Genomic DNA, 17,475 nt, shown 5'->3' with positions numbered 1-17,475 from the left:
CCTGGCCGCCAATATGTTGTGGGTATTTTGGTCGCAAACGCTTGATGAGTAAGCGCAATAAGCTATTGTATTTATAGCGATTTCTTGAAGCCTGCGAAGCTCCGCCCGTGCCCCGGGGAGCCGGTGCTACACCGTGAACTGCAATGCCGCCAGGCGGGCATAGACGCCGCCTTGCGCCAGCAGGGCCGTGTGGGTGCCCTGCTCGACGATGCGCCCATGGTCCAGTACCACGATGCGGTCCGCGTTCTGCACGGTGGCCAGCCGGTGGGCAATGACCAGCGTGGTGCGGCGGCCTGTGTGGCGCTGCATGGCGGTGTCCAGGGCCGCCTGGACCATGCGCTCGCTCTCGGCGTCCAGCGCGCTGGTGGCCTCGTCCAGCAGCAGCAGTGGCGGGTTCTTGAGCATGGCCCTGGCGATGGCAATGCGCTGGCGCTGGCCGCCTGACAGGCGCACGCCGCGCTCTCCCAGGAAGGTGGCATACCCTTGCGGCAGCGCGGTGATGAAGTCGTGCGCGAACGCGGCGCGCGTGGCGGCAACCACCTCCTCGTCCGTCGCGTCGGGGCGCCCATAGCGGATGTTGTCCATCGCGGAGGCCGAGAAAATCACCGCGTCCTGTGGCACGGTGCCCGTGTGCGAGCGCAGGGCCTTGAGCCGCAGCCTGCGGATGTCCACGCCATTGAGGCGGATGCGCCCCTGCGGGACGCCGTCGGCATCGGAGTCCACGTCGTAAAAGCGCTGCAGCAGCTGGAACACGGTGGTCTTGCCCGCGCCGCTGGCGCCCACCAGCGCCACCGTTTCGCCGGGCGCCAGGCGCAGGGAAAAGTCGTGCAGGGCGGGTTGATCGGGGCGCGAGGGGTAGTGGAACTGCACCTGCTCGAACTCCACCTCCAGGCCGCGTTCGGAGAGCGGAAGTTCCTGGGGCTCGTCCGGGTCCGCCACGGGGGAGCGGCTCCCCAGCAGCTCCATCAGCCGCTCCGTGGCGCCCGCGGCGCGCAGCAGGTCGCCGTAGACCTCGCCCAGCACTGCCACGGCGCCGGCCAGCAGGATCACGTACACCACGGTCTGCCCCAGATGGCCGGCGGTCATCTTGCCAGCCAGCACGGCCTCCGTGCCGCGGTACAGGCCCCACAGCAGCAGCGCGGCGTTGGCAATGATGATGAAGGCCACCAGAAGGGCCCGGGCACGGGTGCGCTTGATGGCGACCTGGAACGCATTTTCGGTGGCCTGCATGAAGCGGGCGGACTCGCGGGGCTCGGCCGCGTAGCTCTGCACCACCGGCACGGCGTTGAGCACTTCCGCCGCGATGGCGCTCGAGTCCGCCACCCGGTCCTGGCTGTCGCGCGACAGGCGCCGCACCCTGCGCCCGATCCACATGGTGGGCAGCACCACCAGCACCACGGCCAGCAGCACGACCGACATGACATAGGGATTGGTCCACACCAGCATGGCCAGCGCGCCCACGCCCATGACGGCATTGCGCAGGCCCATGGACAAGGACGAACCGACCACGGTCTGGACGAGCGTCGTGTCGGCGGTCAGGCGCGACAGCACTTCCCCGGTCTGCGTGGTTTCAAAAAACTGGGGGCTTTGGCGCAGCACATGGCTGTACACGGCGTCGCGCAGGTCCGCGGTCACGCGCTCGCCCAGCCAGCTCACCATGTAGAAGCGCGCGGCGGAGAACACCCCCAGCGCCACGGCCACGGCGAACAGGGCCTCGAAATGGTTGCGCAGCGCCATGGTCTGGGCCCCCTTGTCCGCGCTGACAAGGCCGCCGTCCACCAGGTTGCGCAAGGCCAGTGGAAACGCCAGGGTGGCGAGGGCCGCGAGCACCAGGAACACCACCGACAACGCGATGCGGGCCCGGTACGGCCGCAAAAATGGAAGCAGGCCTGTCAGGGAGCGGGGCGCCCCGCGGGCGGGTTGGGAAGGGGTGGAAGCCATGGATGCAGTGTAGGTTCCCATCCCCGGTCCCCGCACGCGGCGGGGCAATCTCCCAGGCCACGGGAATGTTTGCCAGAAGCGCGCCGGGCGGCGGCGGGCTGCCCATCCGCAGCCCTGCGGGGCCCCCGACGCTGCAGGTTGTAAGTAAAAAGTCAGTGTCTTGCCGGACCGCGCCTGCCGGACAGAACCCTCGCCATGGGGCCTGCCGAGACGGCCAGGGCGGCAAAAAGCGCGATGGCGGAAGGGCGGGTGCCTCGCCCTGGACGGAGGCGGCGCGCATGCGCTTGCCTGGTGCGCCAGAAGGCATAGGCGTTTATACATAGGCATTAGTCCCAGTATCTACCGCAGGGTAGGGGGGCATACGATGCACTGCGACAAAAACGCACGCATGAAGTCCTTGCCGCAAGGCTTCTTCCCCCAGCACCCAACGGAGCGACCCAGGCGCAATGAGCGACGTCATTCTTGAAACCCACAGCCTGACCAAAGAGTTCAAGGGCTTCACCGCCGTCAGCGATGTGAACCTGGCCGTGCGCCGGGGTTCCATCCATGCGCTGATCGGTCCCAATGGCGCAGGCAAGACCACATGCTTCAACCTGCTGACAAAATTCCTCACGCCCACGTCGGGCACCATCCGTTTCAACGGGCACGACATCACCCGTGAGCAGCCCGCGCAGATCGCCCGGCGCGGCGTCATCCGCTCGTTCCAGATCTCGGCCGTGTTCCCGCACCTCACGCTGATGGAGAACGTGCGCCTGGGCCTGCAGCGCAAGCTGGGTACCTCATTTCACTTCTGGCGCAGCGAGCGCACCCTGCACCAGCTGGACGACCGGGCCATGCAGCTGCTGACCGAGGTGGGCCTGGAGGACCTGGCCGACGAGGTCACCGTGAACCTGCCGTACGGCCGCAAGCGCGCGCTGGAGATCGCCACCACGCTGGCCATGGAGCCCGAACTCATGCTGCTGGACGAACCCACGCAGGGCATGGGCCACGAGGACGTGGACCGCGTCACCCAGCTCATCAAGAAAGTCTCGGCCGGCCGCACCATCCTGATGGTGGAACACAACATGAAGGTGGTCTCCACCATCGCCGACCGCATCACGGTGCTGCAGCGCGGCGCCGTGCTGGCCGAAGGCCCGTATGCCGAGGTGTCCAACAACCCGCAAGTGATGGAAGCCTACATGGGCACCACCGATGGCCAACTGCAGGGAGCACATTGAGATGGCGACCACCGCATCCAAGACCCCTGCCCTTGAAATCAGCAACCTCGAGGCCTGGTACGGCGAGTCGCACGTGCTGCATGGCGTGGACATCGTCGTGCAACCCGGCGAGGTGGTCACGCTGCTGGGGCGCAACGGCGCGGGCCGCACCACCACCATGCGCGCGATCATGGGGCTGACCGGCGCGCGCAAGGGCTCGGTCAAGATCAACGGCGTCGAGACGATCCACATGCCCACGCACCGCATCGCCCACCTGGGCGTGGGCTACTGCCCGGAAGAGCGCGGCATCTTCTCCAGCCTGTCGTGCGAGGAAAACCTGCTGCTGCCGCCGGCGCTGAAGACCGGCACCCCCGGCATGTCGGTGCAGGAGATCTACGCCATGTTTCCCAACCTGGCCGAACGCAGGAACAGCCAGGGCACGCGCCTGTCGGGCGGCGAGCAGCAGATGCTGGCCGTGGCCCGCATCCTGCGCACGGGGGCCAACCTGCTGCTGCTGGACGAGATTTCCGAAGGCCTGGCGCCTGTCATCGTGCAGGCGCTGGCCCGCATGATCACCATGCTGCGCGAAAAGGGCTACACGGTGGTCATGGTGGAGCAGAACTTCCGCTTCGCCGCGCCGCTGGCCGACCGCTTCTACGTCATGGAGCACGGCCGCATCGTCGAGAAGTTCGGTGCGTCCGAGCTTGAGGCAAAGATGCCCGTGCTCACCGAACTGCTGGGCGTCTGAGCTGTCCAGGTGACCTCTTTCCCGTTTTCTTCCACCACACCCACAGGAGACAATCCATGAAGAACAAACTCAAAGTGCTGGCATTGATGCTGGGCGCAGCGGGCCTGGCCACCTCGGCCGCGCACGCGCAGGACAAGGTCAAGATCGGCTTCATCACCGACATGTCCAGCCTGTACGCCGACGTGGAGGGCAAGAACGGGGCTGTGGCCATCCAGATGGCCATCGACGACTTCGGCGGCAAGGTGCTGGGCATGCCCATCGAGCTGCTCACCGCGGATCACCAGAACAAGGCCGACATCGCGGCGTCCAAGGCGCGCGAGTGGATCGACACCCAGGGCCTGACCATGCTGTTTGGCGGCACCAATTCCGGCACGGCCCTCGCGTCCGCCAAGGTGGCTGCCGAGAAGAAGCGCGTGTACATCAACAACGGCGCTGCATCCTCGGCACTGACCAACGAGCAATGCAGTCCCTACACGGTGCACTACGCCTACGACACCGTGGCGCTGGCCAAGGGCACGGGTTCGGCCATCGTGGACACCGGGGGCAAGTCGTGGTACTTCCTCACCGCCGACTATGCATTCGGCCATGCGCTGGAGGCCGACACCAGCACGGTGGTCAAGGCCAAGGGCGGCACCGTGGTGGGCACCGTGCGCCATCCGCTCAACGCGTCGGACTTCTCGTCGTTCCTGCTGCAGGCGCAGAACTCCAAGGCGCAGATCCTGGGCCTGGCCAATGCCGGTGGCGACACCATCAACGCCATCAAGGCCGCCAAGGAATTCGGCATCGGCAAGAGCATGAAGCTCGCGGGCCTGCTGATCTTCATCAGCGACGTGCACAGCCTGGGGCTGCGCAACACCGAAGGCCTGCAGTTCACCACCAGCTGGTACTGGGACCTGAACGACGACACGCGCAAGTTCGCCGCACGCTTCTTTGAAAAGACCAAGCGCATGCCCGGCGAGATCCAGGCCGCCGACTACTCCGCCACCATGAACTACCTCAAGGCCGTGGAAGCAGCCAAGAGCATCGATGCCGACAAGGTCATGACGGCCTGGCGCGGCATGAAGATGAACGACTTCTTCGCGTCTGGCCAGCTGCGTCCCGATGGCCGCTACGTGCACGACATGTACCTCATGGAAGTGAAGAAGCCCGCCGAATCCACCAAGCCATGGGACTACTACAAGCTCATCAAGAAGCTGCCGGGCGACACGGTGTTCACCACCAAGGCAGAGAGCAAGTGCGCGCTCTGGAAGTAAACCGCTGAGAAAGAAAGGAGGCCCCGGGTGCGCGTGCGCGCGCCCAGGGCCGGTCCGGTGGCCCGCAGGGGCCTGCCCGGCACCTCCCTTCCTCCCGACCTGAACCGTTCACCACCACCTGCAGCTGCCTCCCATGGAAATCTTTGGTGTCTCATTGCCGGGCCTGTTGAGCCAGCTCCTCCTGGGGCTGGTCAACGGCTCGTTCTATGCCATTCTCAGCCTGGGGCTGGCCGTGATCTTCGGCCTGCTCAACGTCATCAACTTCGCCCACGGGGCGCTGTTCATGACGGGAGCCCTGATGACCTGGATGGCGATGAATTACTTCGGCATCAACTACTGGTGGATGCTGGTGCTGGCGCCGCTGGCGGTGGGGTTGTTCGGGGTGCTGATTGAGCGCCTGCTGCTGCGCTGGATCTACAAGCTCGATCACCTGTACGGCCTGCTGCTCACGCTGGGCCTCACGCTGCTGATCGAGGGGGTGTTCCGCTCGATCTATGGCGTCTCCGGACTGGGGTATGACACGCCCGAACTGCTGGAGGGCGCGACCAACCTGGGTTTCATGATCATGCCCAACTACCGCGCCTGGGTGGTGGTGGCCTCGGTGGTCGTGTGTCTGGCCACCTGGTACGTGATCGAGAAGACCAAGCTCGGCGCGTACCTGCGCGCCGGCACCGAGAACCCGCGCCTGGTGGAGGCCTTCGGCATCAACGTGCCGGTGATGGTGACGCTGACCTATGCCTTCGGTGCCGCGCTGGCCGCGTTTGCCGGCGTGCTGGCGGCGCCGGTCTATCAGGTCACGCCGCTCATGGGGCAGAACCTCATCATCGTGGTCTTCGCCGTGGTGGTGATTGGCGGCATGGGCTCCATCATGGGCTCCATCCTCACCGGGCTGGGCCTGGGTGTCATCGAGGGCTTCACCAAGGTGTTCTACCCCGAAGCGTCCTCCACCGTGGTGTTCGTCATCATGGTCATCGTTCTCCTCATCCGCCCCGCCGGCCTGTTCGGCAAAGAAAAATAAGGGGCCGTCCGCATGAATACCAAGAACCTTGCCTCCATCGGCTACGGCCTGCTGCTGCTGGCCCTGATCGCCGCGCCCTTCCTTGGCGCCTATCCCGTCTTCGTGATGAAGCTGATGTGCTTCGCGCTGTTCGCTTCCGCGTTCAACCTGCTGCTGGGCTACACCGGCCTGCTGTCATTCGGGCACGCCGCGTTTCTGGGCGGAGCAGCCTATGTGGCCGGCCACGCCATCAAGGTCTGGGGCCTCACGCCCGAGATCGGCCTGCTGCTGGGCACGGCCGGTGGCGCGCTGCTGGGCCTGCTGTTCGGCTGGCTGGCCATCCGCCGCCAGGGCATCTACTTCTCGATGATCACGCTGGCACTGGCGCAGATGCTGTTCTTCGCCTGCCTGCAGGCGCCCTTCACCGGGGGCGAGGACGGCCTGCAGGGCGTGCCGCGCGGCAAGCTGTTTGGCATCATCAGCCTGCAGAGCGACCTGGTCATGTACTACGTGGCGCTGGTGATCGTGGTGCTGGCGTTCCTCGTCATCGTGCGCACCATCCATTCGCCGTTCGGCCAGGTGCTCAAGGGCATCAAGGAGAACGAGCCTCGCGCCATCTCGCTGGGCTACGACACGCACCGCTTCAAGCTGCTGGCCTTCGTGCTGTCGGCGGCGCTGGCAGGCCTGGCCGGTTCGCTCAAGACGCTGGTGCTGGGTTTCGCCACGCTGTCCGACGTGCACTGGACGGCTTCGGGCCAGGTCATCCTGATGACGCTCGTGGGGGGGCTGGGCACCCTGTCGGGCCCGCTGATCGGCTCGGCCGTGGTGGTGTTGCTGGAGAACAAGATCGGCGAATTCGGCAACCTGCTCGCTGCGCTGACCAGCGTGGAGTGGTTCAAGACCCTGGGCGAATCCGTCACCATGGTCACAGGGCTGATCTTCGTCGTTTGCGTGCTCGCCTTCCGCCGCGGCATCATGGGCGAGATCATCGCGTGGCTGGCGCAGCGCCGCTCAGGCAACTCCGCCAAGCACTGAGGCGATACGGCCGCCTGTGGCGGCCCTCCCATCCCCAGCCGCTGCCGCCGTCACAGGCGCAGCGGTTTTGCATATCCGGTCATCTCCAGGTAGCCCCGGCCCACGGGCAGGCCTGCGTGGTCCACCAGCTCGGACAAGCCTTCCCAGTAGATCGCGCCCGTCGATCCGCTGCTGTCCAGCTCCTGGTTGTCCAGCACGGTGCGCACTTCAAATGCGCCAGCGGGTGTTTGCACCCGCCATTGCACCGGATAGCGCGCGCCGCTGCGCGGGCTGCTCCACCACCGCTGCGGCGTGAACACCACGGACCGCGCGTCGAATGCCTGCACGGGCTGCCCTGGCGCGCGCAGCGATCCCCCCGCCCACAGCGCCGAGCCATCGGCACGCCGCAGGCGGAACGCGGTGAGCGCGCTGCCATCGTGCAGGTTCATCCCGATCCAGTCCCAGCCCTGGGCTTCGGGGTGCAGCAGGGCCTCGCTCCATTCGTGGTCCATCCAGGCGCGGCCGGTGCCGGGTGTGACATCCATGCGGCGGCCCCCCACCGTCAGGTGGCCGCTGACCGCCAGCTGCGGCTGGCTGTAGTAGTAGCTGGCCTGCGCCGCGTCAGGCCCCTTGCGCGACAGGCCTTGCTGGCCCTGCAGCAGCACGGGCTGGGTGCTGTCGAACTGCAGCTCCAGGCCGAATTCACTGCCTGCGATCCGCGCCGTGTAGCGGCTGAGCGCCAGGTGGGGCTTGCCGTGCGCCATGTCGCTGCGCTCCAGCGTCCAGTCCTGCAGCCGGATGCGGGTATCGGCCTCGCTGGCCTGCGCCACGCCAAAACCCGTGCGTGCGATGCGCTGGTCGTGCACCAGACGCTGGCCCTGCACGTCCGTGACGGCGGCATGCGCGAACAGCAGCTGCTTGGCGGCAAACGCGGACTGCAGTGGCTGCGTGGCGTCCACCCGTGACCGAAAGAACGTGAGCTGAAATCCCCAGGGCTGGCCCCGCGCCTGCACATGCCCCGTGATGTACCACCACTCGGTGCGCAGCTCCGGGTGGCTGCCATGGTCACGCGGAAAGGCCAGTGTGCGTGCCGGCAGGGCGGATGCCGGACCGGGCAGCCAGCCCGCCGCCCCTCCCGCCAGCGCCATGCCCAGCGGCAGCTGCCTGGCCAGCCACTGGCGGCGCGTGGCAGCGGGGCCAGTGAATGGCCCGGCAGGGCCCGGGGACAGGGCGGTGGAGGGCATGGTGCAGTGCGTGGCTGGCATCAGCCGATCAGGCCATCTACCTTCTGCTGCGCTGCCGAGCAATCGCCGAACGTGCGGTCCACCCATTCGGTGTCGAAATAAGTGGGTAAATACCGCTCGCCCGCATCACACAGCAGCGACAGGATGGAGCCGCGCTCGCCCCGCTCGCGCATCTCGCTGGCCAGCGTGAGCATGGCCACAAAGTTGGTGCCGGTGGACGGCCCCACGCGCCGCCCCAGTAGCTGCGACAGTGCGCGCATGGCGGCAATGGATTCGCAGTCCGTCACATCGACCATGCGGTCCACCAGCGTGCGGATGAAACTGGGCTCCACCCGTGGGCGCCCAATGCCTTCAATGCGGGATCCTGGCGCCGTCAGCTGCGCATCGCCCGTGCGGTGGTAGGCACTGAACACCGAACCCGCCGGGTCGGCCACGCACACCTGCGTGGCATGGCGCTGGTAGCGCACATAGCGGCCAATGGTGGCGCTGGTGCCGCCCGTGCCCGCGCCCACCACAATCCAGCGCGGTACCGAGTGCGGCTCGCGCGCCATCTGCGTGAACATGCTCTCGGCAATGTTGTTGTTGCCGCGCCAGTCTGTCGCGCGCTCGGCATAGGTGAACTGGTCCATGTAGTGGCCGCCCGTCTCCTCGGCAATCGCATGGGCCGCCTCATACACCGCTCCCGCGCTGTCCACAAAATGGCAACGCCCGCCATGGAACTCGATCTGCGCGACCTTCTCGGGCGAGGTGCTGCGCGGCATCACCGCCACAAACGGCAGCCCCAGCAGCCGCGCAAAGTAGGCTTCGCTCACCGCAGTGGAGCCACTGGACGACTCGACGATGGTCGAGCCTTCACGCACCCAGCCGTTGCACAGTGCATACAAGAAAAGCGACCGCGCCAGCCGGTGCTTCAGGCTGCCCGTGGGGTGGGTGGATTCGTCCTTGAGGTACAGGTCAATGCCATGCGCGGCAAACGCGGGCAGCCGCAGCGGGATCAGGTGCGTGTCGGCGCTGCGCTGGTAGTCGGCTTCAATGCGGGCGATGGCTTCGTGGAGCCAGCGGGAAGGAGGGGAGAGAGTCTGCATGCGAGCATTGTCGCAGCGCCTCCAGCCTGGGCCGCAGAGATGGTCACGGACCGTAGAAAACCTGATTTGCTTCGATGCGTTGGGCTTGGTCCGCCGGGTATCGGCGCTCGGCCAGCAGCCGCTGCAGCGCAGCACGACCCAGGTCTCGGTGGGGGGTGTAGAAGGCGCTGACGGCCAGCTCATCCAGTGCACGCCATGTGTACACCTGTGTATCCACAAAAAGAATGTCCGCAGGTTGCGGAATCTGTGACGCCTGCAGGGCAAACACGGTGGCCAGTGCATGTTCGGCCCGTTCGCGGTGATAGCGGGCCAGTTCGCAAAGGGGCTCAGCCCTCTGCGGGCGGGCCGCGTAGGCCGCCAGATAAGCATCGCGCACGGTGGCGGGTGGGGCCTGGTTGCGCTCATGCAGCACGGCGATCTGGAACAGGGCATACCAGCGCTCTTCGTCCCATCCCCCCATGTCGACCCGGCGCTGGTACCACAGCAGGCTGGGCTCGATCTTCCCGGCATCGCGGCAGCTCTGGGCAAGGTAGAACACATTGCGCGTGTTCGTGGGGTCGTCCCGCACGGCCTGTTCCAGCAGCGCCATGTCACGCAGATAGGTCTCGGGGTCGCGCGCGCGGGCGCCATCGTGAGACACATGGATGACCGGTCCCTGCAGCGTCTGCCAGGGGCCGTGCTGCGCGGCGGTCAGGTACTCGTGCAGCACACCCTCCCAGCGCCAGCCGATGCGGGTGGCCACCAGGCTGTTGCGCTGGTATTCCCAGCCGTCCATGTGGCAGGTCAGGGTGTATCCATCGGCCGTGAGTTCGGGCCAGGTGAACTGCGGCGGCACACGCAGCTGCTCATCGGCATCGATGAACAGCAGATAGGCCCCATGGGGGCGCGCCAGTTCGAGCGCCTCGTTGCGGTTGTGCGCGAAGTTCTTCCAGGGCCGTTCGTGCAGCGTGCCTGGCACGTCCTGCATGAACGCGCGGATGAGGTCCTGCGTGCCGTCGGTGGAGCCCGTGTCCACAATGACCCAGTGGTCCACCCAGGGCTTGACCGAGCCGAGGCACCGGGCGATGACCGGGGCCTCGTTCTTCACGATCATGTTCAGGCAGATGCGGCTCATGGGCTCAGGGCGCCGGATGCAAATCAGGTTTCAGCGTCGCGCAAGACCAGGGTGTGCCGGGGGCTGCGACCGTTGTTGACAACGCTGCAGCCTGGGCGCACGTCATCGGATGCTCGGGCGTAGCGTCCACCAGGGCGGATGGCCCGGTGAAAGCGCGTTAGCTTCGCAAGTGCCGCGCGCTGGGCTGAGGGCCGCGCCGGCGTGCACCTAGCGCGAAACCCCCCAGCAGCAGGGACAGCAGAAGGAGGCCATAGGTGTCCAGCGTAGGGATGCTGGCCGCCCCGGTGACGATGGGCCCAAAACTCACGGTGGGTGGAATGACGCTTCCGCTGGGATTTTGCAAGGTTGCGCCTGGGGCGAGCGTGATCACCGCAGTGCCTGAGCCCGAGGGGGCCAATATGACGGGAGACCCCGGAGTTCCGAGTGTGACGGAGCCCGTCACGGTGATGTTGGTACCCACGGGCAGCACAAAGGTGGCGGGGGCGCCCGTGGTGCTGATGAACACCAGATTCCGCACCACGATGTTCCCGCTCAACTGGAACTGGGTTCCTGGAGCGCAGATGTCCGACACGACGATCGTGCTCGTGCCAAGGTTGGTGGGAGCGATGGCGGCGAGATCGCCGCTCACGTTCAAAGTGCTGCCTGTGCCCGACACCGTCGAGCCGCTGTCAAGTGTCAGGCTACCGGTGGTCAGGGTGCCGGTGCCCAGAATCAGGTCGCCCTGGTTGGTGGTGGCCAGGCAGGAAAAGTCGATGTCCCCTGCGGAAAGGTCAATCGAACTCCCGGGAGGAATGTTGACTTGCCCCCAGGCGGACGACAGCAGCATCGATGCTGCCAAAACGAGGCCTGCAGGCCAGCGGCCTCCGAAATTCGCCATGCTATTTTTCCCTTTGCGAGCAGGCCCTGCGGGGCCTGACAGTGTATTTGTTTGGTCTGGATGTCTGCGGCGGGCTGACCCCGCATGCCCGGACGCGCTGGATCATCGCCAATCGCCAGGGCCGATGCAACATAATTTAACCCAAGTGAGCAAAAGTTGCTTTCTCTCAAGGGCTCCAAGCCTAGTGGGAGGCGCTGGGTTTCCGTTGTCTACCAGTCTTCCTTTACCGCCAGAACGGCATCCCTTCCCGCCGCGGCGCGTCCAGCGAGCCACGCCGTGAGGGTGCCGGATGCGGCCACGGCCATGCACAGGGCGCCCAGCCGACCCACCGGAACCGCCAGGTCCATGGTCCAGTGAAAGCTCTGCGGGTTGACCACGTGCACCAGGACCACCGACACGGCCAGGCCTAGCAGCAGGCCCGCCATCGCGCCCACACCCGTCCAGGCGGCGCCTTCGCCGGCCACCACGGCCAGGATCTGGCGGCGCGTGAGGCCCAGGTGCGCGAGCAGACCGAACTCCTTGCGGCGCGCCAGGATCTGGGCGCTGAAGCTGGCGGCCACGCCAAAGAGCCCGATGCCGATCGCCACCGCCTGCAGCCAATAGGTGACCGCGAAGCTGCGGTCGAAGATGCGCAGCGAGCGCGCGCGGATCGTGCCGGAGGAGACGAACTCCAGCAGCGCCGCCGGCTGCAAGTCAGCCAGGGGCGCGGCGTCCGCCGCACCCGCCCTCCGGGGTTCGCCGGCATGCGCTGCGGCCACGGCCTGGATGGATTCCTGCAAGGCCTGCAGATCGGCCCCTTCACGGGGCCACAGGGCCAGATCGCTGGTGCGGGCATCACCGGTCAGGCGCAGCCAGACCGCACGGTCCATCACCACTGCGCCCGATTGCCGGGCATAGTCGCGCCAGACGCCTGCTATATAAAAGATAGCTTCCTGCGCTTTATCACCAAGGGCGGGAGGGCTGAAAGCCCTGGAGAGGGCTGGCCATTCCATGCCCGGGCGCATGCCATACAGGTCCACCACCGCCTCGCTCACGTACACCCCGGTGTACCCCGCGGGCACGGGCAGCGCATCGCCCACCAGGGGCAGCTGGCGCGCGGGATCATTGCCCAGCGGGCGGCTGATGACCGTGAGCGCGGGACGGGCGGCATCGAGCTGCAGCGGACTGGCCCGCAGGGGTTGAACGCGCTCCAGCCCGGGCAGCTGGGCGACCGCCTCCGCAAAGCCGGCGGGCAGCAGCGCGGCGTCGCTGCCCGGGGCGTTGATGGCCGGGCGCACATACAGGGGCGAGGGCAGCACCGCGTCCAGCCACTGCGTGACCGAGCCGCGAAAGCTCGACACCATCACCGTCAGCGCGACCGCCAGGCTCAGGCTGGCCACCACGCCCCCCACGGCGATGGCCGCCGTGCCGCGCATGCGCCGCGCGCGCTCCACCGCCAGCAGTGGCAGGGCATGGCGTGCGGCCAGCGGCTGCAGGCGGCGCAGCAGCCAGGCCATGCCCCAGGGCAGCAGGGCAATGCCGCCGACGAGCAGCAGGCCGATGGCCGCATAGGCCGCCAGCGGTATGCCAAAAACAGGTGGCGCCATGGCCAGCAGCGCACCCGTTGCGGTCAAGATGAGTCCCATCGCGCCATTGGCGGATTGCTGGGATGCCGTGCCCAGGCCCTTGAGCGTCTGCGCGGGCGGCAGCGCCTGCGCGGCGCGCGCGGGCCACCAGCCGCCCACCAGCGCGGCCACCACGCCCAGGGCACCATAGGCCAGGGCCGCCGGGGCGCTCCATTGCAGCGCGGGCTGCACGCCCGCGAAGTAGCCGCCGCCCAGGTCGCCGCCCAGCAGCCGCAGCGCGGCGGCGGCCAGGGCCGAGCCCAGTGCGATGCCGGCGGCGCTGCCCACCAGCCCCAGCGTGGCCGACTCGGCCAGGACCAGCCACAGGCGCTGGCGCGGCGTTGCGCCCAGCACGGCCAGCAGCGCGAACTGCGGCGCGCGCTGCGCCACGCTGAGCGCCAGCACCGAGAACACCAGGAACGCCCCCGTGAACAGCGCCACCAGCGCCAGCACGGTGAGGTTCACCCGGTAGGCGCGCGAGAGGTTGCCGATGCGCTGGGCCGCGTCGCCTGGCTGGGCGAACACCACATCGGCGGGCCAGCCCGGCAGGGCGCGCACGGCCTGCTCCCAGGCGCTGCGGTCCGTGCCGGGCTGCAGCTGGATGTCGATGCGGCTCAACTGCCCCGTGCGGCCAAACAGGTCCTGCGCGGCGCCGATGTCCATCACCGCCAGGGGGGCGCCGCCGGCCGCCACCGTACCGGCCACGTGCACCGTCCACTGCCGCAGGCCGGCCTGCAGCAACAGCCGCGGCGCAGGGCCGGTGGGGATTGCTGGCAGCCCCAGCGCCTGGAGCGCGGCGGCGTTGAGGAACACCGTGGCGGGGGCGAAGACCGCGAAGCGATCGGCGCCCGGCCACGGCCGGGGCATCAGCGCGGGCGCCATCGTGGGCACCAGCAGCGCATCGGCGCCCAGCACCCGCAGCGGCGTGCCGGGCGGCGGGGGCGCTGGCGGCGCTTCGGCATCCTGCCGCACGGCGGCCCGTGCCACCGCCGCCAGCTCCAGCAGCGGACTGGCCCGCGCCACCTGAGGATGGGTGGCGAGCTGTCCGTACAACGCCTCGGGCAGGCTGCCCTGCATGGCGCGCAGCTCCAGGTCGGGCTGGCCGTTGACCGCCCGCACCGCCTGCGAGAACTCGTCCAGCGCGGACGCATTGATCACATGCACCGCAAAGGCCAGCGCCACGCCCAGCATCACCGCGGTCACGGCCGCGGCGCTGCGCCAGGGATGGTGGCGCAGATCCTGCCAGGAGAAGGTGCGAAGCAGTGCGAGCATGGCGGGATTGTGCGGCCTGGCCTTGCGCGAACGCATTGAAAAGGATCCGGGAACACCGCGCCCTTAAGCTGGCCCACAGCCAGCGCATGCGACCATGCCGCCATGGCACCCGCCCCGTGGTGCCGTTCAGGGAGGCGATGGAATGGCATGCTGTGATGGAACCCTTCTCCCGGCGTCCCGCCTGGCGCGGCACATCCTCGCCTCGGGAGTGTTGTGGATGGCGCTGGCGGGACATGCCGCCCCGCCGCCAGGCTTCGACTGGTCGGGACCCGCGGACACCATGGCCGCTGCCGCGCTGGGCCCGTTGCGCGGCGCCGCCGAAGTGGGGGTGTGGCACGGTGGCCAGGCCCGTTTCGGCACGGCCCGCAACCGTGTGGCAGAAGCACCTGCCCAGGCGCTGTTCGAGGTGGGCTCGATCAGCAAGGTGTTCACCGGCCTGCTGCTGGCGCAGGCGGTGGAGCGTGGCGACATGGCGCTGGACGACACGCTGGGCGGGCTGCTCAATGGCACGCCCGCACTGGCGCCGGCCTTGCCCGTCCCGGTGGCCGCCATCACCCTGCGCCAGCTGGTCACGCACACCTCCTGCCTGCCACGCCTGCCGGCGGACTTCCGCCGCGATTCGGACGCCGCCAACCCCTATCTGCGCTACGACCGCCCCCGCCTGTGGCAGGCCTTGGCCGATGCACGCCTGGCGCAGTCGCCGCCGTGCGCGGGCGTGTACAGCAACCTTGGCTTTGCGGTGCTGGGCGAGGTGCTGGCGCAGCGCTATGGCCTGCCCTGGGCCACGCTCGTGCACGAGCGCATCACCGGCCCGCTGGGCATGCAGGACACGGTGCAGTCGCTGGGCGGCAAGGCGCCGCGCCTGGCTGCGCCACATGAAGGCGAGACGCCGGTGTCGGTGTGGGAGTTCGATGCCTTTGCCGGTGCGGGGGCCCTGCGCTCGACCGCGGCCGACATGCTGGTGTTCAGCCGCGCGCTGCTGGCCGGCGCGCGGGGGCCCCTGGGCCCGGCGGCCGAGCGCCTGTTCACGCCGCTGGCGGACCACGACGGCGGCCAGATCGGCTACGCCATCATGCTGCGCGAGCGCGACGGGCTGCGCACCTGGCTGCATGGCGGCGGCACGGGGGGCTTTCGCAGCGTATGGCTGCTGGCACCCGACCGGGGCGAGGCGGTGATCGCCCTGGTGGCCAACGCACGGGCCGCGCAGCAGGATGTGATGACGCCGCTGCTGGCGCTGCGCTACCCCGTGCCGCCCGGCCAGCCCGCCACCGACGCGGCCGCGTTGGCGCCGTACGAAGGGGTCTACCGCGCGTCGCCTGCGGTGGCCCTGAGCCTTGCCCTGGTGGATGGCCAGTTGCAGCTGCGGCCCACTGGCGGTGTGTTCGAGCCGCTGCAGGTGCTGGGGCCCGACGCCTTCACGCAGCCCGCATCGGGCCGGCAGCTGCGCTTCGAGCGCGACAAGGAAGGGCGGCCCGCGGTGCTGCGCTACACGCGTTTTGGCGCGCGCTTGACGGCCCTGCGTGCAGAGGAACCGCTGGTTGGCCTAGCGCCGCCACAGTCGGACGAGATGCTGGCCCCGTACCTGGGTCGCTACCGCCTGCGCGGCGGCAATGTGCTGGATGTGCAGGCCACGGGTGGCCGCCTGCAGGTGCGCCTGGGCTCCCAACCGCGCTACACGGTGTACCCGCTTCCCGGCCAGCAGGACCGGTTTGCGTACGACGCGGTGCGGGCGGAACTGGAGTTCGAGCGTTATTCCAGCGGCGAGGTGCGTGCCGTGGTGCTGCACTAGAACGGGCGCTTCCGCGCGCCCCGCCTCGAACCGTGATGCGGGTGTTGCGGGTCAGCCGCTCGCGCTGATGCCGTCGCTGCGCAGCCGCAGCGCGTCGGTGAGACCCACCGCGCTGCCGAGGGAACTCGTTTTCGTCAAATCAGATCGCCCTGGCCCGCGTCCCAGCGCAGCATGGCAGGGCCTGTGAGGATTGTGCGCACGAAGTCCGCCTGACGTCCCGTACCTACTTTGGTGGCGGCAGTCTTGAACTGGCTGCGGGCGGTGTGGATGGAGATGCCACGTAGGTCTGCATACTCCTTTAGCGATAGGCCATTGGTCAGAGCTTGTGCAAGCTGCGCCTCGGCTGCGCTGAGACTATAGAAGGTGCGTAGTACATCCACTGGCGCCTTTGCCGGACTAGCAGGATCACTGATAAATGCTGCGCCGGCTGCCTGCTCGCCAAACGGCGACGACCAGCGCGGTAGCGGTGCCACCATCACCTGCAATTGCGCACCAAGGTTGCCCCGCAGTCGCAACGCACGACCGGCATCTAGCGCCGTGCCGCGTCCTGTTGCAACTGCCAGGCGCAGGGCGCGCTGCAGCAGCGCGTCGTCGCTGGCGGCGCTTGCGCTTAACGTGCCTTGGGCATCGAACCGTAGTAGGCCCGTGGCACGTGCCAGGGCATGCGCCTGGCTGTTGGCATGCAGCACACGGGCCTGCCCGTCAATCAATACCGCGCCCATTGGCAGATTCTCTAGCACCGCTACCGATGCGTGAGCCAGCGCCTCGGCACGATGCAAGCGCCGATGCAGGGCGAATGCTGTCTGCAGATGGGGTACCAGCATGCGCAGGCGGGTTTCCTCAGCCTCGGTATAGGGGCCGCAACGCTTGCTACGCACCGCCGTCACGTTGAAAGAGCGTTGTGCACGTTTTTCTACCACTGCTGCCAGCGTATAGAACAGGTCCTGTGGCCGCAGCCAGTCGGTATGCCATTCGGTGCGTGGCAGACGTGCGTCAGGATAGAACTTGGAGCCGTTGACCAACTGCCCCTCATGGTGCAAGCGCTCGTCTTCCGTCCAGACGTTGGTACGGCAGTAGTGGGTAGAAAAGCTCTGCATGAAGTCTTCCCCGATCCCATGGTGGGCCGCCAGCGACGCAGATGCGCCCGTTACTTCCACCGATCGATCGGAGAAATCCTGCCCAAAGATCATCGTTGCCTGCGAAGAGAACTCTGCCGCGAACCGAATCAGAAACTCCTGCCAACGGCTGGCATCAAGCGCAGCGTCATAGACACAGCGGATCAGCCCTGGCATGCCGATGTCGTCGCAGCTATAGGTGGTGAGCATGCGCTGTTTTGTGGTG

Annotated in this window: 13 protein-coding genes; 6 read left to right on the top strand and 7 right to left on the bottom strand. The window is 67.8% G+C overall.

The window, feature by feature from the left end:
• Positions 1 to 126: 126 nt before the first annotated feature.
• A complete protein-coding gene (locus ACAM51_RS05525) occupies positions 127 to 1,941 on the bottom strand; it encodes an ABC transporter transmembrane domain-containing protein (RefSeq protein WP_369642953.1) in 1,815 nt (604 codons plus the stop codon).
• A gap of 446 nt (positions 1,942 to 2,387) precedes the next feature.
• Between ACAM51_RS05525 and ACAM51_RS05520 the strand changes: the two genes are divergently transcribed.
• The 5 genes from ACAM51_RS05520 to ACAM51_RS05500 all read left to right on the top strand — a co-directional run bounded on the left by ACAM51_RS05520 (position 2,388) and on the right by ACAM51_RS05500 (position 7,170).
• A complete protein-coding gene (locus ACAM51_RS05520; protein ID WP_218295502.1) occupies positions 2,388 to 3,158 on the top strand; it encodes an ABC transporter ATP-binding protein in 771 nt (256 codons plus the stop codon).
• A gap of 1 nt (position 3,159) precedes the next feature.
• A complete protein-coding gene (locus tag ACAM51_RS05515) occupies positions 3,160 to 3,885 on the top strand; it encodes an ABC transporter ATP-binding protein (RefSeq protein WP_218340166.1) in 726 nt (241 codons plus the stop codon).
• Between the two features lie 56 nt (positions 3,886 to 3,941).
• On the top strand, positions 3,942 to 5,138 hold the full coding sequence (locus tag ACAM51_RS05510) for an ABC transporter substrate-binding protein (protein ID WP_218295500.1): 1,197 nt from the start codon (positions 3,942 to 3,944) through the stop codon (positions 5,136 to 5,138).
• Positions 5,139 to 5,271: 133 nt separating this feature from the next.
• Positions 5,272 to 6,156 carry a branched-chain amino acid ABC transporter permease gene (locus tag ACAM51_RS05505; protein ID WP_218295499.1) on the top strand — a complete coding sequence of 295 codons (885 nt, stop codon included), beginning with the start codon at positions 5,272 to 5,274 and terminating at the stop codon, positions 6,154 to 6,156.
• Positions 6,157 to 6,168: 12 nt separating this feature from the next.
• The gene (locus tag ACAM51_RS05500; RefSeq protein ID WP_218295498.1) at positions 6,169 to 7,170 is read left to right on the top strand and encodes a branched-chain amino acid ABC transporter permease; all 1,002 of its coding nucleotides are present in this window, start codon (positions 6,169 to 6,171) and stop codon (positions 7,168 to 7,170) included.
• Between the two features lie 50 nt (positions 7,171 to 7,220).
• Here the strand turns inward: ACAM51_RS05500 and ACAM51_RS05495 are convergent, their stop codons facing one another.
• The 5 genes from ACAM51_RS05495 to ACAM51_RS05475 form a co-directional block, all read right to left on the bottom strand.
• Positions 7,221 to 8,297, bottom strand: coding sequence for a lipocalin-like domain-containing protein (locus ACAM51_RS05495; RefSeq protein ID WP_369643775.1), 1,077 nt, complete (start codon positions 8,295 to 8,297; stop codon positions 7,221 to 7,223).
• Positions 8,298 to 8,413: 116 nt separating this feature from the next.
• Positions 8,414 to 9,478: a PLP-dependent cysteine synthase family protein gene (locus ACAM51_RS05490; RefSeq protein WP_369642952.1), complete on the bottom strand. Its 1,065-nt coding sequence runs from the start codon at positions 9,476 to 9,478 to the stop codon at positions 8,414 to 8,416.
• A 43-nt stretch (positions 9,479 to 9,521) separates the two neighbouring features.
• A complete protein-coding gene (locus ACAM51_RS05485; protein ID WP_369642951.1) occupies positions 9,522 to 10,592 on the bottom strand; it encodes a glycosyltransferase in 1,071 nt (356 codons plus the stop codon).
• 157 nt (positions 10,593 to 10,749) lie between these two features.
• On the bottom strand, positions 10,750 to 11,469 hold the full coding sequence (locus ACAM51_RS05480; protein ID WP_369642950.1) for an IPTL-CTERM sorting domain-containing protein: 720 nt from the start codon (positions 11,467 to 11,469) through the stop codon (positions 10,750 to 10,752).
• Between the two features lie 209 nt (positions 11,470 to 11,678).
• Complete coding sequence (locus ACAM51_RS05475; protein WP_369642949.1) at positions 11,679 to 14,345, bottom strand: FtsX-like permease family protein; 2,667 nt, start codon at positions 14,343 to 14,345, stop codon at positions 11,679 to 11,681.
• Between the two features lie 142 nt (positions 14,346 to 14,487).
• Between ACAM51_RS05475 and ACAM51_RS05470 the strand changes: the two genes are divergently transcribed.
• Positions 14,488 to 16,134, top strand: a complete 1,647-nt coding sequence (locus ACAM51_RS05470; RefSeq protein WP_369642948.1) for a serine hydrolase — start codon at positions 14,488 to 14,490, stop codon at positions 16,132 to 16,134.
• A gap of 134 nt (positions 16,135 to 16,268) precedes the next feature.
• Here the strand turns inward: ACAM51_RS05470 and ACAM51_RS05465 are convergent, their stop codons facing one another.
• On the bottom strand, positions 16,269 to 17,459 hold the full coding sequence (locus ACAM51_RS05465; RefSeq protein WP_369642947.1) for a helix-turn-helix transcriptional regulator: 1,191 nt from the start codon (positions 17,457 to 17,459) through the stop codon (positions 16,269 to 16,271).
• Positions 17,460 to 17,475: the final 16 nt, after the last annotated feature.

Origin of the sequence: Acidovorax sp. A79 (assembly GCF_041154505.1) — a bacterium.
Classification (GTDB): Bacteria; Pseudomonadota; Gammaproteobacteria; order Burkholderiales; family Burkholderiaceae_C; genus Acidovorax.
The sequence above is the reverse complement of the archived record's forward strand: the minus strand, read 5'-3'. Positions and strand labels throughout refer to the sequence as shown.